Source organism: Vibrio sp. A1-1 (genome assembly GCF_021728175.1).
GTDB lineage: Bacteria > Pseudomonadota > Gammaproteobacteria > Enterobacterales > Vibrionaceae > Vibrio > Vibrio diabolicus.
In genome coordinates this window covers 198,526-225,493 of the sequence record NZ_JAKKCL010000007.1, presented here as the reverse complement: position 1 = coordinate 225,493, position 26,968 = coordinate 198,526, and the positions used below count along the sequence as shown (strand labels likewise).

Genomic DNA, 26,968 nt, shown 5'->3' with positions numbered 1-26,968 from the left:
CAATGTCAGTGTTGAGTGAAATCATCACGGCTGTTGTGGCGAAGAGAGCGTACCCCAACGTCTTTGATCTATAGGCGGCTCTCGCCCTCCGTTAATATCAAGTCAAGTTACCTTGGTGAACGATTACTAATTTAGGTTATGACTTAGACACAGAAGAACTCGCCTCATGGCCGCATGTAAAGGGTATATTCGGTCCGGGAGACTCCATGGACAAGGTGTGTCAGGGGTTAAAAGCAATAATAAAAGGAGATAATTGGCTGTCTCGAAGATTACTGGATCAGCTGGTTAATTATTATCGAGGAAAAGAAGCGAATAGCATTATTGAGCCTGCTATCGAGGTAGAGCTTACTCGGCGTGAAATTCAAGTTTTAAAAATGTTGAAAGAAGGAGGCTCAAATATGGAAATTGCTGATTCTTTATTTATCAGTGAGCATACTATTAAATCACATCTATACAATATTTTTAGAAAGTTAGAAGTAAAGAACCGTACGCAAGCAACAAGTTGGGCTAGGCGAAATCTGTAGTACTAGTATTAACTTACTGTAATAAAAAGAAAATACTCTATAAAGTACTAAGTTTTATATTTATTATTAAAATGTCAGTCTGAAATATCATCCCATATTCAAACTTATTCCTATTCGGTTGACTATTAGACTTCTCATGTCTGTTACAAATCTACTCAGACATAGAATAAAAGGTCTATTCAATTATTAAGACAAGAGGGAATAAAAATGAGCACAAGTGACAATGACACGTATCTAGGCGATGCAGGTGTAAATAACCAGTTTGCTGATTTCGATGGCGGCGATGACTTGTTTATTGGTTTTGGTGGTAATGATTCGTTTGTTGGCGGTGGCGGTAACGATTATGTGATCGGCGGCGACGGTGATGATCGCCTAACTGGTGGTGCTGGTGATGACATCCTAAGGGCTGGTACAGGAAACGATTACCTCGGCGGTGGTACAGGTAATGATTTGCTTTTGGGTTTGTTGGGTGACAACAAACTAAATGGCGGCGTCGGTGAAGATATTCTTGTAGCTGGTTCTGGTGATAATGTTCTAGTTGGCGGCAGCAATGGCGATAAGTTTGTGTTCACGGATAAGTTTGGTGGCCATGGCGAAGCAAAAGTTGTGGATTTCACCATTGGTGAAGATTCTTTGCACATTATTAGCGACTCGGTCACAGACTTCGGTGATTTAAGCTTTAGCTATGATGCTGTAGGTAATGCCGTGTTTACCGATGGTGCTGATCTAACAGTGAAACTCATTGGCGTTACCGAAACTGACATCAATACTTACGGTGCGGATTTATTTGCAATCTAAATGACTTAAATCACTCTAAATGGGATTAGTTTGTGTGGCTCTGTCACGCTGAGGTGAACTAACTCAGTCACTCTAGAGTGTATTTGAGGCTGTCTTAAGTTAGGTGCTAGCTTTTGCTGGCGCCTACATTTTCAATTTAAACGGAAATAGTCGTGCAAAAAACGGTTTTCAAAGAAGTGAGACAAAAACTATGCACGCTTGCGGGCTTGCTAATCGCTTTTAGCCTTTTTATCAACATACTAGTCCTCTCGATTCCCTTGTACATGCTTCAAGTGTACAACCGAGTGATTTCCTCCTATTCAACCGATACTCTACTTTTGCTCACTATTATCGTGATTGTCGCGTTACTAACCATGTCGATTATTGATATCGCTCGCGCGCAAATGAGTAAATCATTTGGTTATTGGATGGACACCAAACTGTCCACTTTTATGCTTAAGCGCAGCATTCAATATCAATCGCACACAGGGAAGAGTTACACCTCGCAAACGCTGCGAGACATTCAGAACATCAAAAGCTTTTTGAGCAGCCAAGCACCCTATCCACTATTGGATGCGCCTTGGACACCGCTGTTTATTTTGTTCGTATATTTATTGCACCCAGTATTGGGTCACATCGCGTTACTCGGGTCTATCGTATTGTTTAGTCTCGGGCTACTCAATGAGCTAATGACGCGTAAAACCATGCAAGAGAGTGAAGTTAGGGCGATCTCTCATATCAACAACGCCGAGCTAGCCACGCAAAATGCCAATTCAATTCTTGCGATGGGGATGATGAACGCGTTTTTAGAGAAATGGCAGTCGCGCGTGAATGAAGTCAATATGCTCGAAGAGCGAGTGGCAGGTAAGTCCATTTACATGGCTAACTTTTCTAAGTTTGTACGTGGTTCACTACAGATCTTCTTGTTGGGAGGCGGAGCATGGTTAGTGATTCAACATGAGATTACTGCGGGAGCGATGATCGCGAGTTCCATTTTAATGAGTCGGGCACTCTCGCCGATGGAGCAGGCGATTGGTACATGGCGAAGTGCTATGTCTGCTAAAGGCGCGTATAAACGGCTAAAAGAAATCGACGCAATCGTGCGCCAAGATGAATCGAATATGCCACTGCCAAAGCCAAAAGGACACTATGAACTAACTGGACTTGCTTATCGCCATCCTGGCACAACAGAGCCTGTACTCTCATCGATCAGCTTATCTATTCCTCCCGGAGTCGCTGTCGGAGTTATTGGCCCTTCTGGTACTGGTAAATCGACGTTTGCTCGGTTGTTATTAGGTACGATCAAGCCACTAGCGGGTAAGGTTACGCTTGATGGTATGGAAGTGTCTACTTGGGCATCGGAAGATCGCGGCGCCCATTTTGGTTATCTCGCTCAAGAAGTAGAGTTGTTTCCTGGCACAATTCGGGAGAACATCGCGCGCTTCAAAGAAGAAGACCCCGCTAAAGTCATCAAGGCGGCGCAACTAGCAGGATGTCATGAATTAATACTCAAGAAAAACAAAGGCTATGATTTCGTTATTGGTGAAAATGGCCGTGGTTTATCTGGAGGAGAAAGGCAGAGAATCGCACTTGCAAGAGCCGTTTATGGCGATCCGCCTATTGTGATTTTCGATGAAGCTAATGCCAACCTTGATGGTGAAGGAGAGGCTGCATATCAACGTTTGATGGCTCATTTAAAAGCGCAAGGCTCAACGATTATCGTCATTGCCCATAATCCGAGTACATTACGACAAATGGATAGATTGCTGTATTTGGCTGAAGGTCGAGTCAAATTATACGGTGCTAAAGATGAAGTATTAAAACGCTTGATGGGCGAAGAAAGAACAGATATTCCAAGGGTAAGAAATGAGCAATCAACTGCCAGCCGTTAATCAGCATCCGTCTGAAACCGTTTATCGTTTTAGTCCGCAAGCGAAACTAAGCTTTCGAAAGCCAATTTTACTTGGTGTGGTGACGCTAAGTATTTTTCTTGGTGGCCTAGGCTACTGGGCTGCGACAGCGAAATTAGAGAGTGCTGCAATTGCTTATGGCGATTTGTCTGTTCTCACTAAGCGACAAGAAATTCAACATCTAGAAGGCGGCATTATTGAAAAGCTGTACGTGCAGGAGGGAGACTTGGTTGAAAAAGGTCAATTATTAATTCAACTCTCTAAGCGACAAGCTATGGCGAAGTTGGATTCATTAAGTGGTCAGTTTATTCATACTCTAGCGAAGGAAAACCGTCTAAGTGCTGAGCTAGATGAATTGCCAACGATCGTATGGTCTGATGATCTTGAAAGTATTCCTCGCGTCGATATCGTCCAAGAAGCTCAACTGGTTCAAAACAAGATCTTTGAAGCGAGAAAGCGATTCTTTGATAGTAAGCTGAGCATCATTGAGCAGAGTATTTCTGGGGCAAATTTGGAGCTGGAAAACCTCCAGCAAACCAAAGTAATTGAGAGAGAAAGACTCAATTTTATCGCCGAAGAAATAGACAGTAACCAAGCTCTAGTTCAAAAAGGCTTTTCGGGTAAATCCACCTTACTTCAACTCAAACGTCTTGCGGCGGAAGTGCGGAGTACCTTAAGTCAGTTAGACAGACAATCACTCACAGTAAGCAAAAGGTTGGATGAAAACCAAGCGCAAATTGAAGAGTTGAAGCTTGAAAGACTGAATGAGATTGTCGAGGAGCTACGAAACACCAAAAAGGAAATCGTCGCCATCCGTGAAGAGTATCGCTCAGCCCAAGATATTGTAGCGAGAACAACCATCAATGCACCTATTGCAGGCCGTGTGGTCAACATGCAGGTGTTTACCGAAAAAGGTGTGATTGGTTCGGGTGAAACGCTATTAGAGTTGGTTCCTCAAGACGATAAGTTGTTAGTCGAGGCTCGCGTGAATCCTCAGGATATCGATTTAGTTAACCCAGGTCAGCAGGCGCATGTTCGTCTGACCGCTCTGAATGCTAGAACGTTGGCACCATTAGACGGCACGGTGTTAACGATTTCTGCGGATAAGCTTTCACAAGAAAACCAAGAGGATTTTTACCTCGCTAGAATTGCAATTTCGCAAGAAGATGTAGCCAAACACCGCTTAACTTCAGGAATGAACGCGGAAGTGCTTATTTTATCTGAACCGCGAACGCCTTTAAGTTATTTAATCAAGCCAATCACTGAAAGCATGAATCGCGCCTTTAGAGAGGAGTAATCTCAAAAGTACTTGAGTGAACACGGACAACTGACAAAATAATTTGTTATGGTTACCCGTTACTAGGCCGTATTTTAATTCTAAGGGAGCCGTGGAATGGAGAAAGTGCAGTTAGTCGTCGATTTTCTTCTCACTCATAAACTGATTTTTACCGCACTGATCTTTGTGATTATGTGGTTAATTCGTCGTACCATTTTATCGATGATTCGTGGTGACCATGCCTTTCTTTCTGAAGATCAGCGCAGCTGGATGTCCAGAACTAAGAACGGCACCTTTGCCGTTACATTACTGATTTTATTTATTTTATGGCAATCAGAAATAAACGAGTTTGCTCTAAGTGTCACGGCGATAGCGGTTGCCATTGTTGTGGCATCCAAAGAGATAATTTTGTGTTTTACAGGCTCGATTCAAAGAGCAAGCTCACGTTCTTTTCGTGTCGGTGACTGGATTGAGGTCGGTAAACTGTGCGGCGAAGTGATTGAGCACAATATGATGGCGACGGTGATTCAAGAGATCGACCTGCACCATGGGCAATATCACTACACCGGAAAAACCGCGACCTTACCCAATAGTATGTTTTTTACTTACCCAGTAAAGAACCTCAATTTTATGAAGCGCTACGTCTACCACAATTTTTCTATCGTGGTGAAAGACTTCGTTAATTTGTATCCTCTGTTACCAATCTTGACCGACAAGATTGAAGAGCATTGTAGCTACTTCAGTGATGTTGCGCATCGCTACAATGCGATGATTGAAAAACACGCGGGGGTCGATCTTCCCGGTGCAGAGCCACATATGCATATTTCTAGTAATATCAATGGTGAGCAGATTTTGCATGTTATGATTTTCTGCCCGACCGATAAAGCTAACCACTTGGAGCATTTGATTCGTAAAGACTTTATGGAACTTTATGAGCAGCGCTTTCCTGTGGTGAGTGAAAAATAGAGAAGTGTCGTACGCCAGTTAAAACAAACCCCGCTATCAAACATAGCGGGGTTTGTTTTTCTAACGGTATTTCCAGCTCTAACTATATTCCCTGAATACTTAGCTGAATTTACTTTTCAGCATTAAAAACAGAAAGTAAGTACTGCCTAAAATAGCGACCAATGTGCCAGCTGCGACCTGACTTGGATAAATAGCGATTTGTCCCAGCCAATCTGCCCACAACATTAGGGTTGCACCAATTAAGGCTCCGACACTTAGTTGCTCTTTCACTTTTCTTGCTCCTAACATCATCGCCATATGGGGAGCGACCAAGCCAACAAAAGATATCGGACCAACTGTAGCGGTAGAAAAGGCGCATAATAAAGCAACGATGGTGAGCATTAGCGTATTGGCTACGGTGGGGTTAAGTCCTCGTGCATTTGAGAATTGTCGTCCGATGGAAATTAATGTTAGCCAGCGAGAAATCGCGAATACAGCGGTAAGCAGAACCATTATTGCCAAACATAGCATCAGTGCGGTGTCGGCTGTGACTCGATAAATTGAACCAGTTAGCCACAATAAAATTTTGTAACTGTCACCAGAACCTTGAGCTAGCGAAAATTGAACAAGGGCTTCTAATAGTGCCGTTAGTGCTATGCCGGACAACACGAAGTTAGATGGATTAAAATGGCTTCGTTTACCGATAATCAGTAATAACATCAATACGGACATACTTCCGAAAAAAGCGATACCCCAGTTAAATGCGGAGAGAAGTGACCCAGCGATGACTCCTGTCGTAATAATGGCAAACGTGGCTCCGGAAGACACACCGAGAATATCTGGGCTGGCCAGAGGGTTGTAAACAATGCGTTGCAAAATGATTCCGGCAACGGATAGCGCAATACCGACAGAAAGTGCGGTTAGCATTCGCGGCCAGCGTAATTGCCATTGGAACTCCCCTGGCACGGACCATTGGATCCCGTTTATACCATGGGTAACGAATGAGTAAACCAGAACCCCGACGATGCTCATTATCACTATGCTACAAACTGCGCGCTTAGAAAGCGCCGTTTTTCCTTGGCTCATTGAAAGGTTAAGTTGATCGGTTGCCGTCAGCTTTTTACGAGTAAACCAAATTAAAGCGGGAGCGCCAATAGCTGCAGCCGCTACGCCGCTAGGAATGGTTTCCTCTAACCATAAGCTTAATGAGATGGCGGCAGAGTCTGTGATGATTAACAGCATTGCGCCCAAAAGCATGCTGCTGATCAATTCGTCGCGCGGTGTTCTTGCCCCCATCGCTCTGGCAATATTGGATGTTAGTAATCCGATGAAGCTGATAATGCCAACTGCGGTGATTGAGGCAGATACCAGCCAAATACCCATCACCATTAATGCACCAAACGCGGGTAATACCGCTAAGCCTCGGGCTGCTGCGCCTTCTTGTCCCAGTTTCATTAAGGTCAGAATACGTGGTGCGACGATCAAAATTACGATTGCGATAGTGCAGCGAGGCAATAACCACTCAAACCAATCCCAGCTGTATTGAGAAAGGTCGCCCGCTCCCCACATAAAAATATTCTGTGCGAACTGGGCGTTTAAAATAATAATGGCTGTGGCGATAGAACCGAGCAAGATATTGATCACCATCCCCGAAACGACCAGCGGCAAACCTGTCATATTACGCACACCGGCAATAGATACGATCAGGCCAAACGCCACTAAGGCGCCTACCATTGCGGCTAATGCAGAGTAATCGGCTACCCAATCGACGAACCAAATGTTTACCACGACTAATGCAAGCCAAGCTCCAGAAGAGGTGCCAAGAGTCAAAGGAGAGGTGAGGTTATTCTGCGTTAATTGCTGCATTAAGCTGCCGGTGAGACCAAGCATGGCACCAACAAGCAGGGTCATACTTAACCTAGGAAGCTGAGCTTGCGTAAAAAATACGTCACGAAATTCGCTCGCTACCTCTGGTTTTGTTAATAATTGCCATTGTTCGAAGAGTGATAAATTAGTGTCAATTTGTAGACTAAAGACGCTAAGTAACGTAATCAGCGCCAGATAACCAATATAATGTTTCGTTCTCATTGCTTTGGTGCCAACTCTATTAGACTGTCGGTAATCGCTTCAGCGGTGTATTGCAAAGACATAGCACCGCCATACGCCCACACTGCTCTGACTGAATTTACCCGCTGCTTCTTTACAAACGGCATCGCTTGCCAAAGTGGCGAATCTTTCAGTTTGCGTTCTTCTGGGAAAGGTTGTACGTAGAGAACATAGCTGTTGTGAAGGTTTTGAAGTCGATTAATCCGATCTTGCTTTACCCCCCACGCACGTGGGGCCTCTTTAATTGGAGCCTGTAATCCCAGTTTTCTGACCACGTAGTCAGTGGTGGAGTTTTCGGTTGCAAGTAATACAGTATTCGGGGTTGAAAATCGCATCACAAGAACACTGAGTGGTTCAGAGTAATAGTGGCGAATTCGCTGGCGCATCTGCGCAAATGAAGCATCTAATTCTGCCAGTTTCTGTTCAGCAAGAGCCTCTTTATTGAATAGCTTGCCGAGCGTACGAAAGTGACGAATAGCAGTCTCGGCCGCAGCCTCATTTTCAGAAAAATTAGGTAAATATATAACCGGAGCAATTTGTTTGAGTAACGGAATCAAGTCTTGCTGTGGAGACGCAGCAAGGATGACATCTGGCTTCAAGCTGGCGATTTTTTCTAAGTTGGGCTCTGCTCGGGTTCCAATATCTTCAATTGACTCTGGTGCAGTTGGATTGACGACCCATTGGCGGTAGCCTGGTAAATTTGGGGCTGCGATTGGTTCTACGTTTAGCGCCAAAACTTGTTCTAAGATGTCCCAGTTTAAGGCAACAACGCGTTGTGGCGCTTGCTCAAAACTATGCTCACCATATTCATCGGTAACGGTGATGACTGCATTTGCATTAGTCATAAAAAATGCCAACAGAAAAGCAGATTGTGTAACCACAGTAAGTAAACGAGCTATTATGCGCATACAACAGCCACCTTTTGGCTCGCCAATGTGTTGGCTGGAGTTGGATGATCAATGAGCTTAATCGGTGACTCATACAACTCAGAAAGGCGCTCCTCATCTAGCAACATGTCGGCGTTGCCTTCGAACGCAATTTGACCTTTCTTGAGCGCAACAATGTGGGTTGCATAGCGCAGTGCTAAGTTCAAGTCGTGAAGGATCACGATAATGCCTACGTTCTCGGTTCGATTCAGCTCTGCCAGTAGCGCCATCAGTTGAAATTGATGGTGAACATCGAGCGCGGAGGTCGGTTCGTCTAGGATCAAAATCGGTGATTGTTGAGCCAACAGCATAGACACCCAAGCGCGTTGACGCTCGCCGCCCGATAAGTCATCCGCCAAAGCTTGAGCAAAAGGTGTAACTCCTGTTCGTTCCATAGCCTGCGTGATGATCTGTTTGTCTTCAGCTTTCCAACGACCAAGTGCCCCACGCCACGGAAAGCGGCCTAAGCGCACTAGCTCTTCTACTGTTAAACCAGCCGAAGAGGGCAGCTTTTGTGGCAAATAGGCGATCTGCTTTGCCAACTCTTTGGTTTTGAGTGATGAAAGGGAAGTATCGTTTAGTGTTACCGTGCCTTTATCTGGTGACATTTGACCAGAAAGCAGGTTCACCAGTGTCGATTTGCCTGAACCGTTATGGCCCAAAACGACAGTTAGTTCATTCGTTGGGATGTTTAGTTGGTCGATGCCGAGGATCTGACGTCCACCTCGAACGATCTCAATATTAGACAGTTGAAACATGGATGGCTCTCAGGAGAAAACTCCCCTCAAGAGAGGGGAGTAGGAAGTTCAATTACCAGCGGTAGTTTGCGTTTAGCATGACAGAGCGAGACTGGCCGTAGTAACACCAGTAATCGCAACCTGAAACAAACTCTTTATCCAGAATGTTGTTCACGTTTAGCTGTGCTTGCCACTGTGAAGTGATGTCGTAAGTGACTGACGCATCCCAAAGAGTGACTGAAGGAACAGTTAGGTTCGAGCTCTTAGGGTTATCTTTTGACTTACCTACGTAGCGCACACCAGTACCGATATTGAGGCCTGGAATCAGGCTGTAGGCGCTGTAGTCTACCCATGCAGAAGCTTGGTGCTCAGGAATAAGTGCGGCTTGTTTTTTACCTTGGCCAAAGCTCTCATCTGTTTTCGCTTTGGTATAGGTGTAGCTTGCCATCAGTTTTAGATCGTCGGTTAGCTGTGTTGTGCTTTCAAGCTCAATACCTTGAGAAGTCACTTCACCCGTTTGTGTCGCGATCCATGTTGATGGGTTGGTCACCAACGCGTTCTTTTGCGTAATGTCGAACCATGCTAGGTTGATAAAGCCATCCATAAAGCTTGGCTCATACTTCACACCCACTTCGACTTGCTCGCCTTCCAGCGGTTTGTAAAGCTCATTGGTTGCCGCATCAATGGTGCTGATCACTTCAAACGACTGAGAGTAGTTTGCGTAAGGTGACAATCCATTACTTGCAAGGTACATCACACCCGCGCTTAGAGAGAGCTGACCATCATCACGAGATTCACTTTGGTCAACGGTAGCGCCTTTGCCAGAGTTTTCTGTTTTCACCCAGTCGTAACGAGCACCGATGTTACCAATCCACTGTTCATGCAGTTTCAATTGGTATTGTGAGTAGACACTTGCTTGAGATTTCTCAATCTCACGTTTCACGTTGTTGGCAGGATCAAGAGGGGTGAAGTTGCCGTAAACTGGGTTCCACGGGTTGATGGTGCCAAACGCGTAGTTGTCCTGCTCGTCGCCATCGGTTTTGTGGAATTGCAGATCCATACCGACAAGCACCGTGTGCTCTGCGTTGTCAGTCATCCAGTTGCCGACAGCGTTATTGTCGAATGTGATGCTCTGGTTTTTGCCGTCACGGAATACGATGCCTTGCGCTAATTCTTCTTTCGCAGGATCGTTGTTTGAGAATGCGTAAGAGCTGCGCAAGTACAACTCATTGGAGCCGTAGTTGAGGTTTTGAGAGAATGACCACGTGTTATTGATGTCGTGCTCTAGCAAATAACCTAGAGAGAACTGCGTGCGTTCGTATTTATCGTAGTTTGGCTGACCAAGGTTAGTCGAAGGATCGATTTTGCCAAAGTTAGAACCAATCAGAGTGCCTGCCGCTGGGAAAAATGGGTTGGTTGGCACACCGTCATCACGAAGGTAAGTGGCCAAAACGGTCAGCATTGTGCGGTCAGAAATGTCGAACTCGACGCTTGGCGCTAGATAAAAACGCTCGTTATTGGTGCCGTCCAGTTCGCCATCTTGGCTTGTCATCAGGCCAACCAAACGGTAGCGGATTGTGCCATCGTCGTTTGCTTCATCAGCAATGTCAAAACCCACAGACTGGTGTTGGTTGTTGCCCACTTCGACTTTTACTTCGCCTTGAGGCGTAAACGTTGGTTTTTTCTGCACCGCATTCACGATACCGCCTGGTGCCGATTCACCAAACAGAATAGCTGATGGGCCTTTAACCACTTCCACACTTTCTAGGCCGTAAGGTTCGACCAACCATGTGTAGTAACCATCGCGGAAGAGGCGGTTGCCGTTTAGGTAAGTCGCTGCATCAAATCCACGAACTTTGAACCAATCGGTGTCGTTGTCGGCACCATAAGGCTGAGCGGTTACGCCAGATGTGTAGCGTAATGCTTCGTCCAATTTTTGCGGTGCACGAACACGAAGTTCATCTTCAGAAATGATAGATACGCTGCGCGGTGTTTCTGCCGCAGGGGTTTCTACTTTAAGTGCTTGCGCGGTGACCGTAATGGTCTCCATTGCAATAATGTCATCTTGTACAACGTCTTCTTGAGCTTGTGCTGTGAATGCAACCACTGCTGCTGTTGGTGCCAAAGCACAGACCAACGCGTTACGGATCGCGATGGTCAGTAAGTTATTCTTTGTCATAAATATATTCCCGACAATTATGATTAACGCTAAGCTTAATTGTAATTATTATCATTTGAACTTTTGTTTCGGTATTTTACTGACTTTTGTATCAAAAGATAGTAAAACGTTCGCAAATTCATTCGCGGTACTTAAAGTCGTTGTTATGTTCAATTGGTTTGAAAAACTGACCCAACCCTTTCCCCAGATGGAAACCAAAAAGCCACCGAAGACACTTTTTGGCTTCTGTCGCTTTTACACTCTTGGCTTTGAAGCCCCTTTACTTGTCATGGCTGTGTTCAGTGCGCTTATTGCCATTACTGAGGTGACGCTGTTGCGTTATATGGGCGAGCTCGTCGATATTCTCTCTAATCAAGATCGCGCAACATTCTGGCAAGACCAGGGTGATCGCATGCTAATGATGCTGTTCTTAGTGGCGGTTGTGATGCCAGCTCTCGGTTTTGTCCATTCAATGGTGATGCACCAAACGTTATTGGGTAACTACCCGATGTCTATCCGTTGGTTGATTCACCGTTACTTGCTAAAACAAGCGGTTGGATTTTTCCAGCGTGACTTTGCAGGCCGAGTTGCGACCAAAGTGATGCAAAGTGCGTTAGCGGTACGAGAAACGGTCATGAAGCTGGTGGATGTACTGGTTTATATCAGCGTTTATTTTCTTTCGATGCTTTGGATGATGGGCGAAGCCGATGGTTTGCTAATGTTGCCTATTGTGATTTGGATAGGAATGTACGCGGTTATCCAGTTCTACTTTATCCCTAAAATGAAACAAGTAGCGACAGAGCAAGCGGATGCTCGCTCTGTAATGACTGGGCGCATTGTCGATTCTTACACCAACATTTCTACCGTAAAACTATTCGCTCATTCACAGCAAGAGTTGGAATACGCAGAAAGCAGCATGAAGCAGTTTTTGGTGACGGTTTACCGCCAAATGCGCATGGTGACTTGTTTACTGTTTAGTGTGGATGCCATCAACTATTTACTGCTGATGTCTATCAGTGCCATTTCGGTTTATTTATGGCTAGATCACGCTGTAACAATTGGTGCTATTGCGATTGCCATTAGTATTGCGTTGCGCGTACAAGGAATGTCGAAGTGGATCATGTGGGAAGTTAGCGCACTGTTTGAAAACATCGGTACGGTAGTGGACGGCATCAATACGATTTCAAACGACGTTGAAGTGAAAGACGTGCCAAATGCCAAGCCTTTGCAAATCTCGCAAGGTGAGATCTGTTTCGACAACGTAGGTTTTAACTACAGTGACGAGAAGGCGGTATTTGAGAACTTGAACCTGACCATCAAACCAGGCGAAAAAGTCGGTATTGTCGGTCGTTCTGGGGCAGGCAAATCCACGTTGGTTAACCTGTTGCTGCGTTTTTACGACGTAAATACGGGGAAAGTTTGTATTGATGGACAGGACATTTCTCAAGTCGAACAAGAGTCGCTGCGCCAACACATCGGTATGATCACGCAAGACACCTCTTTGCTGCATCGTTCAATTAAAGAGAACATTCTTTACGGTGATCCAGATGCTTCAATGGATGCCGTTATCGCAGCTGCTGAAAAAGCACACGCTCATGATTTCATTCAATCTCTAAGAGACGAGCAAGGTAACGTTGGCTATGACGTTGAAGTGGGTGAACGCGGCGTGAAGTTGTCTGGTGGTCAGCGTCAACGTGTGGCGATTGCTCGCGTGCTGCTGAAAAACGCACCAATTTTGATCATGGACGAAGCAACGTCTGCACTTGATTCAGAAGTGGAGTCGGCAATTCAAGAAAACCTTGAAGTTCTGATGGAAGGAAAAACAGTGATTGCAATTGCTCACCGTTTATCAACGATTGCCGCGATGGATCGTTTGATTGTGATGGATGACGGCAAAATCATTGAGCAAGGCTCACACCACGAGCTGCTGCAATTGGGTGGTGTTTACGCTCAGTTGTGGAAGCATCAAACCGGCGGCTTTTTGTCTGAGCAAGGTGATGCTCAATTGCAAGTCATCTAATATGACGCGACACGAAAGAGGAGCAAATGCTCCTCTTTTTTGTGTCTGCGGTTTATACCGAGTGAGTAGGCATCAATGGGTGACGTTTACTTGTGATTATTCATTAAGTTAGGCCAACTTAATGATGGTTATGTTTATAACTGACTGTCGTTCTTGCATTTTTTACGCTTTTTTTACGCGAACTCCGAATGGGCTTTTGCTAAAGTTTCTGCATCGAATTTTGGTTGATGTACTTTATGTTTGCTCATTGGCTAGATAACACATTTCTCTTTTCTGCCATCGTGATTGTTGGCGCGGTTGTGGCCTCATGGCTGTTGGACCAATTGTTTGGCTCTACAGTTGCGGTCCTGCTGATTTTGCAGTTAGCCGTCGTGGTGGTGGCGTTTCAATGCAACTCGCGATTCGCTTATGCGGCGGCGGTGATCGAAGCGTTGAGCTTCAACTTCTTTTTCACGACGCCTCGTTACTCTTTGCAGATGTTTCGTCCGGAAGACATTTTTAATCTAGTCGTGTTTATGGTGGTGGCATTTATCACTAGCACCTTTGCGGATCTTTATCGTCGCCAGCAGGGCGAGTTAAAACAAACCAAGCTGCAAAACAGCATCCTGCTATCGGTGTCCCATGACCTACGCACGCCGCTGGCAACCATTATTGGAACATTGACCACACTCAACGAGTACATGCCCAAACTCAATGACTTAGAGCGCAAAGAATTGCTCGACAGTGCGACTTCAGAAAGCCACCGCTTGCATCAATATATAGAGAACCTCTTACAGGCGACTAAGCTCCAGCACGGCACATTAAAAATAACCCAAAAAGATGAGCCTATTGCGGATATTGTGCGGGATGCGGTTTCTCGTTTGCCGAATTACACCGAGAAAGTGTCCATGAATATGGATGATTCCGTTGGTTATTTATCAGTAAGTCGTTCGCTCATCGAACAAGCGATTTTTAATGTGTTGGATAATGCCATGCGATTTTCACCAGAGAATGAACCTGTTGAGGTTTCACTTTCTAAGCAGGGTTCGTCGTGCGTGATTGATGTTCGGGACATGGGGATTGGCATCAAAGCTGAAGATGCGGAAAAAATATTCAACCTTTTCTATTCCGGCGTGAACAACAAATCGGCCGATTCAGGCACCGGAATGGGACTCGCGGTTGCCAAAGGCATCATCACCGCACACCAAGGAGAGATTCAATCTATGCCAGTATCAGAAGGGACGCTGATCCGCATTCGACTTCCACTCAATCAAGGAGCAGAGCAGGCGTGAGTTACAAAGTTTTAGTCGTGGACGATGAGCCTCGCATTCATACCTTTATTCGAATTTCGCTGTCTGCTGAAGGGTTTGATTACATTGGCGCGAGTACCATTGCAGAAGCCAAAGCGTGTTTCGAAGCGCATTCGCCGCACGTCATTCTGCTAGATTTAGGCTTGCCCGACGGCGATGGGACGGAGTTCCTCACTACGCTTCGTCAGACGTATAAAACGCCAGTGTTAGTGCTGACAGCTCGTGATCAAGAAGAGGAAAAAATCCGCCTTTTAGAAGCGGGCGCGAATGATTACTTGAGCAAGCCTTTTGGCGTAAAAGAGCTCATCGCGCGCATCAAAGTGCTGGTTCGAGATTTGGTGGATGAGCAAGCCGTCGCTGATGAGCTGGTGGCTGGCCGAGTCAAAATCATCAAAAGTACTCACCAATTTTGGTTGGATCAGAGGGAAATTCCACTCACCAAGAAAGAGTTTTCTTTCATTGAACAGTTGATTCTCAAGCCGGGAAAACTCATTGAGCAAACTCATTTGCTATCGGTAATTTGGGGAAAAAGTCATATCGAAGATACTCACTACTTACGCGTGTTAGTGAGTCAACTACGCAAAAAACTGAACGATAGTGCTGACGAACAGCGGCTATTAAAAACCGAGCCGGGGCTGGGTTATCGTTTAGTGCTTGAGACGTCCAAGCACCACTAAATTCCAAATTTAATCAACGTTAATGCCAAGGTTTAGTGCTGGTTATCGGCACTCGAACAGGATTCGTGTTGCCTATTTTCCGTGACGGAAAGTCAGTCTAGCCCTTAGCGCATTAGCATTTTCTATACATAAAACACAGTTAGGGATTGATATGGCTCACTTTACAGTAATTGGTTTAGGGCGATTTGGCGTTGCCGCCAGCTTAGAACTTATTCATCTTGGACACACCGTAACGGGGGTGGATAGCGACCCGAAAATCGTCGAAAAATACGTCGAAGAGTTAACGCAAGCGGTCATATGTGACGCAACAGACGAAGGTGCACTCAGAGAGTTAGCGCTAGCGAATAGTGATGTGGTGTTGGTGGCGATTGGCGAAGACATGCAGGCCAGTTTGTTGTGTACGCTGGCGCTGAAAAATCTGGGTGTGAAATCCATTTGGGTCAAAGCGAGCACCAAAGCACACCACACCATCGTGTCTAAGCTTGGTGTGCAACGCATTATTCATCCGGAAGAGGAGATGGGCGTAAGAGTCGCGCAGGCACTCAACTATCCGATGGTGAACAACTATTTAGAAATGGGGCATGGCTTGTATGTGGTGGAAATCCACGTTAAATCCAATCTGCACGATACGCCGCTTTCTAAGTTGATCAGCCGAGGCAGTTACAACATTCAGCCTATCTTGGTGAAGCGCGAAGAAGCCGTCTACACCAATATCAATGATGAGTTTGTGCTTAATGAGTTCGACACGCTGTTGCTTTGTGGTAGTCGCGCTGAGCTGAAATACGTCGCTCCAAGGTTGGTGTAACATGGTTTTGTGGCATCCCTCTATTATCCCAATCGAGCGAAAACCCAAAGCGGGTAAAAAATTGTTGGGCGCACCTCCATTGATACTTAGCCTCAGTTTTGCGTGCTTGATCATACTCGGCACGGTCTTACTCAAACTGCCGATTGCCACCACAGAGCCCATCACTTGGATTCAAAGCCTGTTTACTGCGACATCAGCCATTACGGTGACGGGATTAGTTGTGGTAGACACGGGCACGGCGTTTACGCCTTTTGGGCAAGTGGTTATTGCCTTCCTGATTCAATGTGGTGGCCTAGGTTTAATGACGTTTGCCATCGTGACCTTGCTGGCTCTGGGTGGAAAAATTGGCTTTTTGGAGCGAGCCGTCGCGAGAGAGGCATTTAACCAAACTGACTCGTCGACACTCATTGCCACCGCTAAATCTGTATTGATGTTCGCTCTGCTCGTTGAACTTATTGGTTTTACTATTTTGAGCGTTTATTGGAGTGAAGAGCTGGGCTGGAAAACCAGTTTGTTCCATGGTTTCTTCTACACCATCAGTGCGTTTAACAATGCAGGTTTTGCGTTGAGTGCCGATAGCTTAATGCCTTACGTGGACGACCCGGTCGTTAACTTCACCATTACCAGTTTGTTCATTATTGGTGGTTTAGGCTTCTCGGTTTGGATTGACTTAAAACGCAATCGCCGTTGGCACCGACTCACCGTTTACAGTCGAATGATGATCTTAGGCACGGTGATCATTAACGTGGTGGCACTTATCGCCATTTACCTGATTGAATATGATAACCTCAACACGCTTGCCCCTTTGAGCGAAGCAGGGAAATGGTGGGCATCGTGGTTTCAAGCGGTGACGCCAAGAACGGCGGGGTTCAATACTTTAGCTATCGATCAGTTGGAAGATGCCACAACGGCGATCATTCTAGTGTTGATGTTTATTGGCGGTGGCTCATTGAGCACTGCAAGTGGCATTAAAGTTGTGACATTTATGGTGTTAGTCTTGGCAACTTACAGCTATTTGCGTCGCGATGAAGCAACCTATGCCTTTCAACGCGAGATTCCCAAAGAGACCATCAGCAAGGCATTGGCGCTGACTCTGATCTCGGTGGGGGTGACTTGGTTTGCCATATTCACGCTGTTACTGACCGAGAAAGCGTCTATGTTAGACATTATGTTCGAAGCGGTCTCGGCGCTGGGTACGGTTGGGTTATCGCGAGGCTTAACGGGCAGTTTGTCCGAACCAGGTGAGCTAGTGATCATCTTCATGATGTTTATGGGGCGATTAGGGCCTCTTACTTTGGCGTACTTCTTAGCCAGTCCAAGAAAGAAAAAAGCGCGTTACGCGAGTACTAAACTGGCAATAGGGTAAATAGGCTAACTCGAAGAAAGTGAGCAAAAGGCTAGGCAAAAGAGGAGTAACTGCTCCTCTTTTTGTGCTCGTTGTAGCCACGAAACTGTATACGGTTGCCTCTCTCACAACAATTTATGATTCATCTCTATTTTTTATCATTTATAAATTGTCGTTTTTGAGGTGTTGTCCAGAATGGCATTATCCACGTGCAACATAAGATTGCCGGGAATAAAAATAATTACAATACTGCCTTACTGGAAGATACATGAAAATCAAACCCCTCCCACCTTTAAATAGCCTCGTTGCGTTTGAAGCGTCGGCGCGGCACTTGAGTTTTACGTTAGCCGCTGACGAGCTAAACGTGACCCAAGGTGCTATCAGTCGCCAAATTAGACAATTAGAAGAATACTTAGGCAAGGCTATGTTCACGCGAGCCAATCGAAGTATTAATTTAACGCCTACAGGTCTTCAATATTATCAAGCTGTTAGCCAATCTTTGCTCGATATTGCTCAAATCACGGGTGAAGTGAAGAAGTGGCAGGGCGAACAAAAGATCACGGTTGCGACGACAAATGCAATGGCAGCCTTGTGGTTGTTGCCTAAGGTTGCTCAATTTCAAAATGAACATGATGACATCGATATAAGGATATTGGCCTCAGATAATGTGTTGGACTTACGCCGATTAGATTGCGATATCGCCTTGTTTTATTGTCGCACTCCACCTGCGGAAATGGACGTCACAACGCTATTTTCAGAAGAAGTATTCCCTGTGTGTAGCCCGCTTTATTTAGAGAAAATCGGCCAGCCTAGTGAGCCAGAAGAAATCTTCAATAAAACGTTACTCTATCTGGAAGAGTCTCAAAGAGACTGGGTGAATTGGGAGCAGTGGTTTGCGAGTGTAGGGTTGCCAAATATTTCGCCTCGTAATCGCATGAACATCAATAACTATCCAATGCTGTTACAAGCGGCTATTAATGGTCAGGGCATCGCGTTAGCCTGGGGCTCATTAGTGGACGACTATTTACAAAGCGGCGCTTTGGTTAGGCCAGTCGAACACGTTCTTTCAACTCCCTCTAATTTTTCTATGCTTGAACCTAAAAATAGAGGTTTAATCCCAGCAAGCGTCAAACGTTTTAGAGAATGGCTTTTGCATCAGTTGCCAGATGAAGTGGGTGACCGAGGCCTAGCCTAAATCAATAAGCAGAGAAAAGAACAGAGTTTGGTCATGTTAAAAAAGCGGGAATATCAGTTCCCGCTTTGTTTGAATTGATTGGATGAAATGACGCACTAAGTGAGTGCTGGTCCTTGATTGAGTGTCGAATCATCTTTCAGCGAGGATGTTGAAGTAATAGGTTCAGAAGCTACCGTTTTGCTTTCAACAAGCGGTTCAACAGGACCATCAAGTTTCTCTTGCTCTGGGTGAACATGCTCAGGAAGCATTGCCCATGGCTTAGGTTCGCGTCGAATACTATGGAACAGCGTTAAGCTCATCACCGCGATAAAAATCGCGATAGGGAAACCGGCAATAATGGAGGCCGTTTGCATTGCTTTTAACCCTCCTGCATATAGAAGCACTCCCGCAATGGCGGCGATCATGATCCCCCATAGTACCCGTATAGACGTGGGAGGTTCACTGTGTCCAGCGGCATCGAGGGTACATAGAACTAGGGTACCCGAGTCCGCGGAGGTAATGAAATAAGTACCGAGTAATAAACACGCAAGTACGCTAAGTAGTTTACCAAACATACCTGTATCTAGGTTGTCGAATAGCGTAAACAAAGCGCGTGTCGTATCAGCTTTGGTCGCTTCAAGAATCGGGCCGCCAGAAAAATCTGCAGGTGGTGTTTGTTTGGCTTCTTGTGCCGCAGTGACTTGCTCTTGATGAGCAATACGAGCGTCTTGCTCTACCTTTAACGCTGCGCCACCAAATACTGAAATCCATAAAAACGTGATCAGCGTAGGAACTATGAGAGCACCGCCGATAAGCTCACGTATTGTGCGCCCTTTAGAGATACGAGCCACAAACATGCCAACGAAAGGTGCCCAAGTCATCCACCAAGGCCAGTAATAAGCCGTCCACCAGTTTTGCCAGCCAGAGTCATTCTGTGCATCGCTCCATAAGCTCATACCGACAATGTTTTGTGCATAAAGCCCCGTGCTTTCAAGTAGCGTATTTAAGATATAGCGAGTTGGGCCAATGTAAAGTACAACTAGCACGAGTGCGAGTGAAAGCAGCATATTCCATTCTGATAAACGGCGAATACCTTTTCCTACACCAGATAGCACCGACGCAACCGCACAAGTACAAAGGGAAACGATAATAAAGAGTTGAATCCCCAAACTAATGTCTAGACCAAAGGCTTGATTCAAACCAGAGTTTATTTGGATAACTCCCATCCCCAAGGTTTGAGAGATACCGAAAGCAGTCACCGCGACTGTTAGGATATCAACCGTGTGCCCGATAGGCCCATAAATACGATCGCCAATCAAAGGGTACAAGATAGAGCGTAGGGTAAAAGGCAGATCTTTACGGTAGGAAAAGTAGGCTAATGCGAGTGCAACAATAATAAAGACAGACCAAGGATGTAGACCCCAGTGAAAGAATGTCAGTTTCATTGATGTTGTTGCGGCTTCATTGGTCAGGCCTTGAGTAAATGGGTTGTCAGCGTAATGCCACATCGGTTCGGCGACCGACCAGAAAATTAAGCCTATCCCCATGCCTCCGGAAAAAAGCATGGATACCCAAGACAAATAACTAAACTCTGGTTTTTCGTCATCTTTACTCAAACGAATATGTCCATATCGACTAACCATAAGGTAAAGAAGAAAACCGACAACGAGTGAAACAAGTCCGATGTAAAACCACTTCATATTCTGCAGCAAAATGCCGGAAATCGTTTCGAAGTATTGGCCCGCTTGGTTGGCGAGAATGGCGCAGAAAAGTACAAAACCGATAACGACGATCTTTGATGCGATAGTCACAGTCGGATTGAGTCCTTTCAATATCCCAGATGTTGCTCTCATAGGCATCCCTCACAGTGCTTTTGTTTTAGCGTTATTGTTTGTTGCGTTATTGTTAATTTTTGAAAGAGAGTAGAGAGAGGGCTTTTGTGTTTCAACTGATTAATACTCATCGGTTAATGAGTATTAATCATGACAAGAAGAACCTTGTTAATTAAAAGGTTATTTTGTTGTTTGAGATCAATGCACGAATGATAAAAACTCATCCAAACCCGGCGAAAAAGTCGTTTGTTTGTTGCTGGGTTGTTAATCAAAATCATCTCCACTAACACAACACGATGTTGTACGCACTGGATGCAACTCGACTCTCGGAGATAAGAATATGAGCAATGTCAACCAAACCATTATTCCTGTTGAACTTGTTGATAATGTACTGAACCCAATCAGTGAAGCAACAGGAATGCCGAATCAGGCCTACACCAGCGAAGAGTATTTTACTTTTGAGCGTGATCAGGTGTTTGGTAACACTTGGGTATGCATTGGTTTTGCATCAGACCTGCTTAAAAATGGCTATGTGATGCCACTTGATTTCATGAATCTTCCACTACTCATGATGAGAAATCGTCAAGGTGAAGTCCAAGTCTTCCACAACGTGTGTAGCCACCGAGGTATGAAGCTGGTGCATGAGGCAGGCGAAGTTCAAGGCATGATTCGCTGTCCTTACCATTCATGGACGTACGATCTTGACGGTAATCTAAAAGGCACACCACACATCGGTGGTATCGCAAAACACAAAGATGATCGATTTAAGTGTGAAAAACACGGCCTTAAGCCACTCCGTTCAGCCGTTTGGATGGACATGGTATTTGTCAACTTATCGGGCAATGCTGAAAGCTTTGAAGATCATATCGCGCCGCTAGAGCAACGTTGGCAGCAATTCTTAGGTGAAGATGGGTTAGGGCTTCTTCGCCGCGTGAACATGGGTGGCAACTTAGAGATCGAAGTGAAAAGTAACTGGAAGCTTGCCGTAGAAAACTACTGCGAGGCTTACCACTTACCTTGGGTGCATCCGAGTTTGAACAGTTATTCTCGCCTAGAGGATCACTACAACATCATGTTTGCAGAGCGCTTTGCTGGTCAAGGTAGTCTCGCGTACAACCTTTCTGATACAGCAGGAACACACTTACCTAAATTTCCAAGCTGGCCAGAAGATAAACTGCGTCATGCAGAATACGTTGCACTCTTTCCAAACGTGTTGCTTGGTATTCAAGCCGATCATGCCTTTGCAATGATGATTGAACCAATCACTGCGAATAAGAGTGTTGAGCACCTACGTGTTTTCTATGTGGGTGATGAAGCAACGAAAGATGAGTTTGCTGCGTGTCGTACCGCTACCGTTGAGTCGTGGCGAGTCGTGTTCGGCGAAGATATTGGAGCGGTCGAAGGTATGCAGGAAGGTCGTTACTCACCTGGCTTTAGTGGTGGCGTGTTCTCACCAGAAATGGATGTTCCGACGCATTTCTTCCAAACCTGGTTGGCAAAGCAAGTGAAAGCGGCACTGGAGCAGTAAGATGATGCATTACCTTAATTATATTGATGGTGAGTGGTGCGATTCAGAGCAAGCGCTGACCGTCATGAATCCTGGCACAGCCGAAGCGTATGCGACGATTGCAGAAGCCACTATCACCGATGCCGATCGCGCAATGGCAGCGGCACGCCGAGTGGTCAATCAAGGCCTTCTTTCGGACGTTCGTCCCGCCGTCAGAACCGAGTGGATGTTAAAAGCCGCCGCAGCTATTCGTGAAATGGTTGATGAAGGTGGGTTAGTTGCCTGTCGTGAAAATGGGAAATCTTTGCAAGATGCCAAAGATGAGTTTTTAGAGTCGGCACGTTACTTCGAATACTACGCTGGCATGGCCGACAAGCTGGAAGGCACGTCAATTCCGTTGGGTAAAGACTATGTCGACTTCACTCAATATGTGCCGTTTGGCGTGTCAGTGCAGATTGTGCCGTGGAATTTCCCTGTCTCTATTTGTGCACGCTCATTGGCACCTGCATTAGCTGCAGGTAACACAGTGGTTATTAAGTCGCCAGAGATCTCACCACTCGCCATGACGTTGTTGATTAAAGCGATTGAAAAAGCGGGCTTCCCGAAAGGCACGATTAACCTGCTATGTGGCAAAGGTTCCGTGGTTGGCAGTCACTTGGTTCAGCACCAAGAAGTCGATCAAATCGTCTTTACGGGTTCGGTACCGACAGGTCAACGCATCCTGAAAGATTCTGCACAACGCGCCACACCATCAGTGATGGAGCTGGGTGGTAAATCTGCCGCTATCGCGCTGAAAGATGCGAACCTCGAAACACTTTTGAAAAGCGTTCAGGTCGGTATTTTCTTTAATGCTGGTCAAGTGTGTTCAGCGATGTCTCGTTTGCTGATTCAAAAAGAGCGTTATGAAGAAGTAAAAGCGGCGGTTGTGGAAATGGCAAAAAGCCTAATCATTGGCCAAGGCGAAAGCCAGCCAGACATCACACCGTTGGTATCGGCTGATCAACAAGCACGCGTGCTTGAAATGATAGAGCAAGCAAAAGCCGACGGCGCAAACATCCTGACGGGTGGCTACGCACCTGATCTATCGGGTTACTTTGTGGCACCAACAGTGATTGAAGCCACGCCAGATATGCGCATTGCACAAGAAGAAGTGTTTGGTCCTGTGTTGGTGATTACACCGTTTGAAACTGAGCAAGAAGCAATCGAGATCGCGAATGGCACCGATTTTGGCCTGGTCGCTGGTGTTTTTGGTGAAAGCCTAAACCAAACATTGCGTGTGGCACAGCAACTGCGTGGTGGACAAGTGTTCATCAATGAATGGTTTGCTGGTGGCATCGAAACACCATTTGGTGGCGTGGGCTTGTCCGGTTTTGGGCGAGAAAAAGGACAAGAAGCGATTTATAGCTATGTCCAGACACGCAATATTGCCATTCGTTTGCAGCAAGACAGCAACGTATAGCTACCGTGTAACTTGATTTTCATCACCTCGCACCGGCTTGGATTTCAGACCACAAGCTAGGGCGAGGTTGATGGAATCGCTACAAATCTGACAGTGGTTTGTAAACACGGAAATTCTGAACAAGGTAGTTGGAGTAAAAGTGATGAGAAAGTGGCTCTGTATTATTTGCGGCTTAATCTATGATGAAGCACAAGGTTGGCCATCCGATGGCATTGCACCAGGAACAGCATGGGAAGATGTGCCGGATGATTGGTTATGCCCCGACTGTTTAGTGGGTAAGGCCGATTTTGAAATGATCGAAATCACCGACGATGAGCCAGTAGAAGAGGTCGCGGCAGTGTCTTCGGTATCGGTAGGATCGTCTGTTCAGCCAAATTCGGCTCAGCCACTTCCATCTGAAGTCACTCAACCTATATTTTCAGCTGACCCTATCGTTATCATCGGTAGTGGCCACAGTGGTTACCAGTTGGCAGCGGCACTTAGAGCGCAATCTGAAACGGTTCCGATCACTGTCTTTACCGCTGATGATGGCGCACTGTACAGCAAGCCTGCCTTGTCTAATGCACTGGCCATGAAGAAAGATGGCGACGCGCTACAAAGTGAGAGCGCGTTGGAGTGGGAAAGCCGTCTCAATGTCCGCGTTTACCCGCATACCCGCGTTGAAAAGATCGAGCGTGCCAATTCAACGCTACACACCTCTATCGGTAAATACGCCTACAGCCGTTTGGTACTGGCAACAGGTGCATCACCGATTGAAATCCCAATTGAGGGCGATCGCTCTTGTGTTATGAGTGTGAACGACTTAGTTGATTACCGCCGTTTCAGAACCCAGCTACAGAACAAAAAGCGCATCGCAATCCTCGGCGATGGCTTAATTGGCTGTGAGTTCGCGAATGACCTGATCGAAGGCGGCTATGAAGTGACAGTTATCGGGTTAGGTCAATGGCCAATGGAGCGTTTGATCCCGCAACAGTTGGGTGAATCATTACAAAGCGCACTTGCAGATCGAGGCGTGCAATGGGCTCTACAAGACAGTATCGCCAGAATCGAGCCAAGGTCCGAATCCAGTGCGGTTTTACATCTGAACAGTGGCAAGCAGATTGAAGCAGACCTAGTGCTAAGCGCGGTTGGACTCAAGCCAAATGTATCGCTGGCTGAGCAAGCAGGGCTAGAAGTAGGCCGCGGCATTAAAGTAAATCAATTTGGCCAGACGAGTGATGAGAATATTTACTCGCTAGGCGACTGTGTTGAAACGGAGCAAGGTTGGCAGCCGTATATTGCGCCGATTAATCAAATGATTCCTTCCGTAGCGAAAAGCTTGCTAGGCGATGTCGCGTCAATCTCGTTAACGCCAACTCCTGTGATTGTAAAAACGCCGATTCTTCCACTCACTATTTTCCCGGTTGCCCCGAACGAACTGGGACAATGGTACATCGAGAGTCAGGCAGATGAATTGACCGCTGCGTTTTATTCTCCTGAGGGAACGATGCTTGGCTTTGCGTTGCTAGGAAGAAAAGTACAGTCATTACGTGGTCCTTGGCTAGATCAATTGTCATTGAAACTGTCAGCAGCGTAACGGAGAAAGAAGATGATTCATTTACCCAATGATGATGCAACATGTGGTTGGTACCATGCGTTGCCAAGTATTGCAGAAAAACCAGCGTTAAAAGGTAAACAAACTGCTGACTATGCCGTGCTAGGTGCCGGTTTCGCTGGACTAGCTATGGCAAGACGTTTAGCTGAGCTTCAGCCTAACGCACGAATTATACTGATTGATGCACAACGTATCGGCCAAGGGGCGTCAGGGAGAAATTCGGGCTTTGTGATCGATTTGCCCCATAAGTTTTCACTTGAGCATCCCGATCCTGAGCACAAACAAAAGTTATTATCGCTCAACCGTTCTGCGATTGCTCAGCTAGACACTTTAGTGTCGAAGCACAGTATTTCTTGTCAATGGTTAGCAAAGGGCAAATATCAAGGAGCCGTAGGGGCGCGCGGTGAAGCGTATCTCGATCACTTTGAGCACCTAATGAAAGACCTTGGCGAACCATACTTGCATGTTAATGGCAGTGAGCTGGCGAAAGTCTTAGGGACAAATTACTACAGCCGCGCAATTTACACGCCAGGTGGTTATTTAATGCAACCTGCTGCTCTGGTGCGTGGGCTAGGGGAAAGCCTTCCAGAGAATGTCGAGGTGTTAGAAAACTCGCCAATCCGCAAACTCAGTAAAGAAAACGGTTACTGGGTATTACATGGAGATAGTGGTTCTGTTGAAACCACTGAACTGTTACTTGGCACCAGCATTTTTACTCGTGAGTTTGGTTACCTTAAAAACAGATTACTGCCAGTGATGACGTTTGCAAGCTGGACGCGTCCATTGACCGACGCAGAAATGCAACGATACGGAGGTGAGCTGAATTGGGGTTTAACTCCAGCAGATCATGCGGGAACGACGTTACGTATGACCGCCGATCGACGTATTTTGATCCGAAATACTTACAAACACGTGCCGAAATATGGCTCAAGCATGAACGATAAAGTCAGAGAGCAAATCCGAGACGATCATCGTCAAGTCTTTTTGGCGCGTTACCCCGAGCTGGCCGACATACCATTTACTCACACATGGGGTGGGGTATATGCCATCTCTCGTAACTTTACTAACTTTTTTGGTCAATTAGATGAAGGTGTTTATGCCAGCGCTTGTGACAATGGTGTTGGTGCTGCGTGGGGAACCATTTCTGGAACGCTGTTAGCTGACTATGTCGTAGGTGCGACATCTAAATCATTGGATGACATACAGCAAGTGACAGGAATGCCTTGTTTGAATCCGCCAGAGCCTTTTTTAGGCATGGGAGTAAAAACGCGTATCCAATTAGCAAAATGGCAAAGCCGGAGTGAATTATGAAGCAAGTCAAACTCGTTGATAGTAAAAACCTAGATTTCAATGTTCGTGGTGATACGCCGGGAATGGCGTACGTAGCCCGAGCGTTAAGCCCTGAAATTTCACCAAACATTGGCGTAGGCTTTGCTAAATGGGAAGGCGCTCAAGTGGCTTGGACGGTGCTTTATGATGAGGTTATTTTTGTGATTGAAGGCTGTTTCGAGCTGACCGCAAACGGTGAAACACATCTTGTTCACCCAGGTCAAATGCTGTGGATCCCGGAAGGAACCGAATTGGTTTATGGTGGGCATGCTCTATTCGGCTACGTGGTTCATCCAGGAAACTGGAAAGAGCTACACGGGATTGAATGATTTGTTTTACAGACGAGACAACGACTTGAAGTTCTACTCGTGCTAAATCAAAAATCGTTCACAGTGTATGTGAGCCAAATCAACTCGCCCGTCAAGGGCGTGTCACCGAAGCCTCCTTCTTGAAGTCATTTGGGTATATACATCAGTTTTAACGATAGCCATATCGAGATGCTTGGTATGGCTTTTATCGTTAAGGATAATAATCTCATTGGATCAAGGGGTATATAATCGTTAAATTGCACTTGCGAC

20 protein-coding genes and 2 pseudogenes are annotated in these 26,968 nt (G+C 45.9%); 17 read left to right on the top strand and 5 right to left on the bottom strand.

Annotation, left to right across the window (positions count from 1 at the left end; translation table 11 throughout):
* Positions 1–128: 128 nt before the first annotated feature.
* The 5 genes and pseudogenes from L3V30_RS12780 to L3V30_RS12760 form a co-directional block, all read left to right on the top strand.
* Positions 129–524: pseudogene (locus L3V30_RS12780) on the top strand (LuxR C-terminal-related transcriptional regulator); the annotation flags it as partial.
* Between the two features lie 207 nt (positions 525–731).
* Positions 732–1,322 carry a calcium-binding protein gene (locus L3V30_RS12775; RefSeq protein WP_005392412.1) on the top strand — a complete coding sequence of 197 codons (591 nt, stop codon included), beginning with the start codon at positions 732–734 and terminating at the stop codon, positions 1,320–1,322.
* Between the two features lie 152 nt (positions 1,323–1,474).
* Positions 1,475–3,193, top strand: a complete 1,719-nt coding sequence (locus L3V30_RS12770) for a type I secretion system permease/ATPase (protein WP_237309051.1) — start codon at positions 1,475–1,477, stop codon at positions 3,191–3,193.
* Positions 3,168–4,508, top strand: coding sequence for an HlyD family type I secretion periplasmic adaptor subunit (locus L3V30_RS12765; RefSeq protein ID WP_005392416.1), 1,341 nt, complete (start codon positions 3,168–3,170; stop codon positions 4,506–4,508). Before L3V30_RS12770 ends, L3V30_RS12765 begins: the two co-directional genes overlap by 26 nt.
* Before the next feature lie 96 nt (positions 4,509–4,604).
* A complete protein-coding gene (locus L3V30_RS12760; RefSeq protein ID WP_005392418.1) occupies positions 4,605–5,453 on the top strand; it encodes a mechanosensitive ion channel family protein in 849 nt (282 codons plus the stop codon).
* 99 nt (positions 5,454–5,552) lie between these two features.
* Here the strand turns inward: L3V30_RS12760 and fhuB are convergent, their stop codons facing one another.
* The 4 genes from fhuB to L3V30_RS12740 are packed head-to-tail and all read right to left on the bottom strand — an operon-like array spanning position 5,553 to position 11,380.
* Positions 5,553–7,520, bottom strand: coding sequence for a Fe(3+)-hydroxamate ABC transporter permease FhuB (gene fhuB, locus L3V30_RS12755; protein ID WP_237309050.1), 1,968 nt, complete (start codon positions 7,518–7,520; stop codon positions 5,553–5,555).
* Positions 7,517–8,446, bottom strand: coding sequence for an iron-siderophore ABC transporter substrate-binding protein (locus L3V30_RS12750; RefSeq protein ID WP_114322809.1), 930 nt, complete (start codon positions 8,444–8,446; stop codon positions 7,517–7,519). The genes fhuB and L3V30_RS12750 overlap by 4 nt, the downstream gene beginning before the upstream one ends.
* Positions 8,437–9,222, bottom strand: coding sequence for an ABC transporter ATP-binding protein (locus L3V30_RS12745; RefSeq protein ID WP_237309049.1), 786 nt, complete (start codon positions 9,220–9,222; stop codon positions 8,437–8,439). Before L3V30_RS12745 ends, L3V30_RS12750 begins: the two co-directional genes overlap by 10 nt.
* Before the next feature lie 52 nt (positions 9,223–9,274).
* Positions 9,275–11,380 carry a TonB-dependent siderophore receptor gene (locus tag L3V30_RS12740; RefSeq protein ID WP_237309048.1) on the bottom strand — a complete coding sequence of 702 codons (2,106 nt, stop codon included), beginning with the start codon at positions 11,378–11,380 and terminating at the stop codon, positions 9,275–9,277.
* 145 nt (positions 11,381–11,525) lie between these two features.
* Here L3V30_RS12740 and L3V30_RS12735 point away from each other — a divergent pair, with 145 nt between their 5' ends.
* The 6 genes from L3V30_RS12735 to L3V30_RS12710 all read left to right on the top strand — a co-directional run bounded on the left by L3V30_RS12735 (position 11,526) and on the right by L3V30_RS12710 (position 18,690).
* A complete protein-coding gene (locus L3V30_RS12735; protein ID WP_237309047.1) occupies positions 11,526–13,379 on the top strand; it encodes an ABC transporter ATP-binding protein in 1,854 nt (617 codons plus the stop codon).
* Positions 13,380–13,606: 227 nt separating this feature from the next.
* Positions 13,607–14,650, top strand: coding sequence for an ATP-binding protein (locus tag L3V30_RS12730; RefSeq protein WP_237309054.1), 1,044 nt, complete (start codon positions 13,607–13,609; stop codon positions 14,648–14,650).
* Positions 14,647–15,345 (top strand): response regulator transcription factor, encoded by a 699-nt coding sequence (locus L3V30_RS12725; protein ID WP_065645694.1) that lies wholly within the window; start codon positions 14,647–14,649, stop codon positions 15,343–15,345. The genes L3V30_RS12730 and L3V30_RS12725 overlap by 4 nt, the downstream gene beginning before the upstream one ends.
* Positions 15,346–15,496: 151 nt before the next feature.
* A complete protein-coding gene (locus tag L3V30_RS12720; protein ID WP_005375180.1) occupies positions 15,497–16,150 on the top strand; it encodes a TrkA family potassium uptake protein in 654 nt (217 codons plus the stop codon).
* Position 16,151: 1 nt separating this feature from the next.
* Positions 16,152–17,516 carry a TrkH family potassium uptake protein gene (locus L3V30_RS12715; protein WP_237309046.1) on the top strand — a complete coding sequence of 455 codons (1,365 nt, stop codon included), beginning with the start codon at positions 16,152–16,154 and terminating at the stop codon, positions 17,514–17,516.
* A gap of 247 nt (positions 17,517–17,763) precedes the next feature.
* Positions 17,764–18,690 carry a LysR substrate-binding domain-containing protein gene (locus tag L3V30_RS12710; protein WP_005392445.1) on the top strand — a complete coding sequence of 309 codons (927 nt, stop codon included), beginning with the start codon at positions 17,764–17,766 and terminating at the stop codon, positions 18,688–18,690.
* Between the two features lie 95 nt (positions 18,691–18,785).
* Here L3V30_RS12710 and L3V30_RS12705 read toward each other — a convergent pair whose 3' ends face one another.
* Positions 18,786–20,522: a BCCT family transporter gene (locus tag L3V30_RS12705; protein ID WP_048625350.1), complete on the bottom strand. Its 1,737-nt coding sequence runs from the start codon at positions 20,520–20,522 to the stop codon at positions 18,786–18,788.
* A 319-nt stretch (positions 20,523–20,841) separates the two neighbouring features.
* Here L3V30_RS12705 and L3V30_RS12700 point away from each other — a divergent pair, with 319 nt between their 5' ends.
* From L3V30_RS12700 to L3V30_RS12675, 6 genes and pseudogenes are all read left to right on the top strand, one after another.
* Entirely contained in the window at positions 20,842–22,029 is a 1,188-nt protein-coding gene (locus L3V30_RS12700; protein ID WP_005392447.1) for an aromatic ring-hydroxylating dioxygenase subunit alpha, read from the top strand.
* A 1-nt stretch (position 22,030) separates the two neighbouring features.
* Positions 22,031–23,467, top strand: a complete 1,437-nt coding sequence (locus tag L3V30_RS12695; RefSeq protein WP_237309045.1) for an aldehyde dehydrogenase family protein — start codon at positions 22,031–22,033, stop codon at positions 23,465–23,467.
* A 142-nt stretch (positions 23,468–23,609) separates the two neighbouring features.
* A pseudogene (locus L3V30_RS12690) lies at positions 23,610–23,771 on the top strand (rubredoxin); the annotation flags it as partial.
* Complete coding sequence (locus L3V30_RS12685; protein WP_237309053.1) at positions 23,760–25,043, top strand: FAD-dependent oxidoreductase; 1,284 nt, start codon at positions 23,760–23,762, stop codon at positions 25,041–25,043. The pseudogene L3V30_RS12690 and the gene L3V30_RS12685, both read left to right, overlap by 12 nt.
* Positions 25,044–25,055: 12 nt before the next feature.
* Positions 25,056–26,372 carry an FAD-binding oxidoreductase gene (locus tag L3V30_RS12680; RefSeq protein WP_237309044.1) on the top strand — a complete coding sequence of 439 codons (1,317 nt, stop codon included), beginning with the start codon at positions 25,056–25,058 and terminating at the stop codon, positions 26,370–26,372.
* A complete protein-coding gene (locus L3V30_RS12675; RefSeq protein ID WP_005392453.1) occupies positions 26,369–26,719 on the top strand; it encodes an ethanolamine utilization protein in 351 nt (116 codons plus the stop codon). The genes L3V30_RS12680 and L3V30_RS12675 overlap by 4 nt, the downstream gene beginning before the upstream one ends.
* The last annotated feature ends 249 nt before the right edge of the window (positions 26,720–26,968 follow it).

Bases quoted from the DNA above. Each gene is read 5' to 3' on its own strand.
- fhuB (WP_237309050.1), bottom strand. From the start codon at position 7,520: ATGAGAACGAAACATTATATTGGTTATCTGGCGCTGATTACGTTACTT.
- L3V30_RS12715 (WP_237309046.1), top strand. From the start codon at position 16,152: ATGGTTTTGTGGCATCCCTCTATTATCCCAATCGAGCGAAAACCCAAA.
- L3V30_RS12730 (WP_237309054.1), top strand. From the start codon at position 13,607: ATGTACTTTATGTTTGCTCATTGGCTAGATAACACATTTCTCTTTTCT.
- L3V30_RS12775 (WP_005392412.1), top strand. From the start codon at position 732: ATGAGCACAAGTGACAATGACACGTATCTAGGCGATGCAGGTGTAAAT.
- L3V30_RS12700 (WP_005392447.1), top strand. From the start codon at position 20,842: ATGAGCAATGTCAACCAAACCATTATTCCTGTTGAACTTGTTGATAAT.
- L3V30_RS12760 (WP_005392418.1), top strand. From the start codon at position 4,605: ATGGAGAAAGTGCAGTTAGTCGTCGATTTTCTTCTCACTCATAAACTG.
- L3V30_RS12705 (WP_048625350.1), bottom strand. From the start codon at position 20,522: ATGAGAGCAACATCTGGGATATTGAAAGGACTCAATCCGACTGTGACT.
- L3V30_RS12710 (WP_005392445.1), top strand. From the start codon at position 17,764: ATGAAAATCAAACCCCTCCCACCTTTAAATAGCCTCGTTGCGTTTGAA.
- L3V30_RS12675 (WP_005392453.1), top strand. From the start codon at position 26,369: ATGAAGCAAGTCAAACTCGTTGATAGTAAAAACCTAGATTTCAATGTT.
- L3V30_RS12695 (WP_237309045.1), top strand. From the start codon at position 22,031: ATGATGCATTACCTTAATTATATTGATGGTGAGTGGTGCGATTCAGAG.
- L3V30_RS12750 (WP_114322809.1), bottom strand. From the start codon at position 8,446: ATGCGCATAATAGCTCGTTTACTTACTGTGGTTACACAATCTGCTTTT.
- L3V30_RS12740 (WP_237309048.1), bottom strand. From the start codon at position 11,380: ATGACAAAGAATAACTTACTGACCATCGCGATCCGTAACGCGTTGGTC.
- L3V30_RS12765 (WP_005392416.1), top strand. From the start codon at position 3,168: ATGAGCAATCAACTGCCAGCCGTTAATCAGCATCCGTCTGAAACCGTT.
- L3V30_RS12735 (WP_237309047.1), top strand. From the start codon at position 11,526: ATGTTCAATTGGTTTGAAAAACTGACCCAACCCTTTCCCCAGATGGAA.
- L3V30_RS12680 (WP_237309044.1), top strand. From the start codon at position 25,056: ATGATTCATTTACCCAATGATGATGCAACATGTGGTTGGTACCATGCG.
- L3V30_RS12720 (WP_005375180.1), top strand. From the start codon at position 15,497: ATGGCTCACTTTACAGTAATTGGTTTAGGGCGATTTGGCGTTGCCGCC.
- L3V30_RS12685 (WP_237309053.1), top strand. From the start codon at position 23,760: ATGATCGAAATCACCGACGATGAGCCAGTAGAAGAGGTCGCGGCAGTG.
- L3V30_RS12745 (WP_237309049.1), bottom strand. From the start codon at position 9,222: ATGTTTCAACTGTCTAATATTGAGATCGTTCGAGGTGGACGTCAGATC.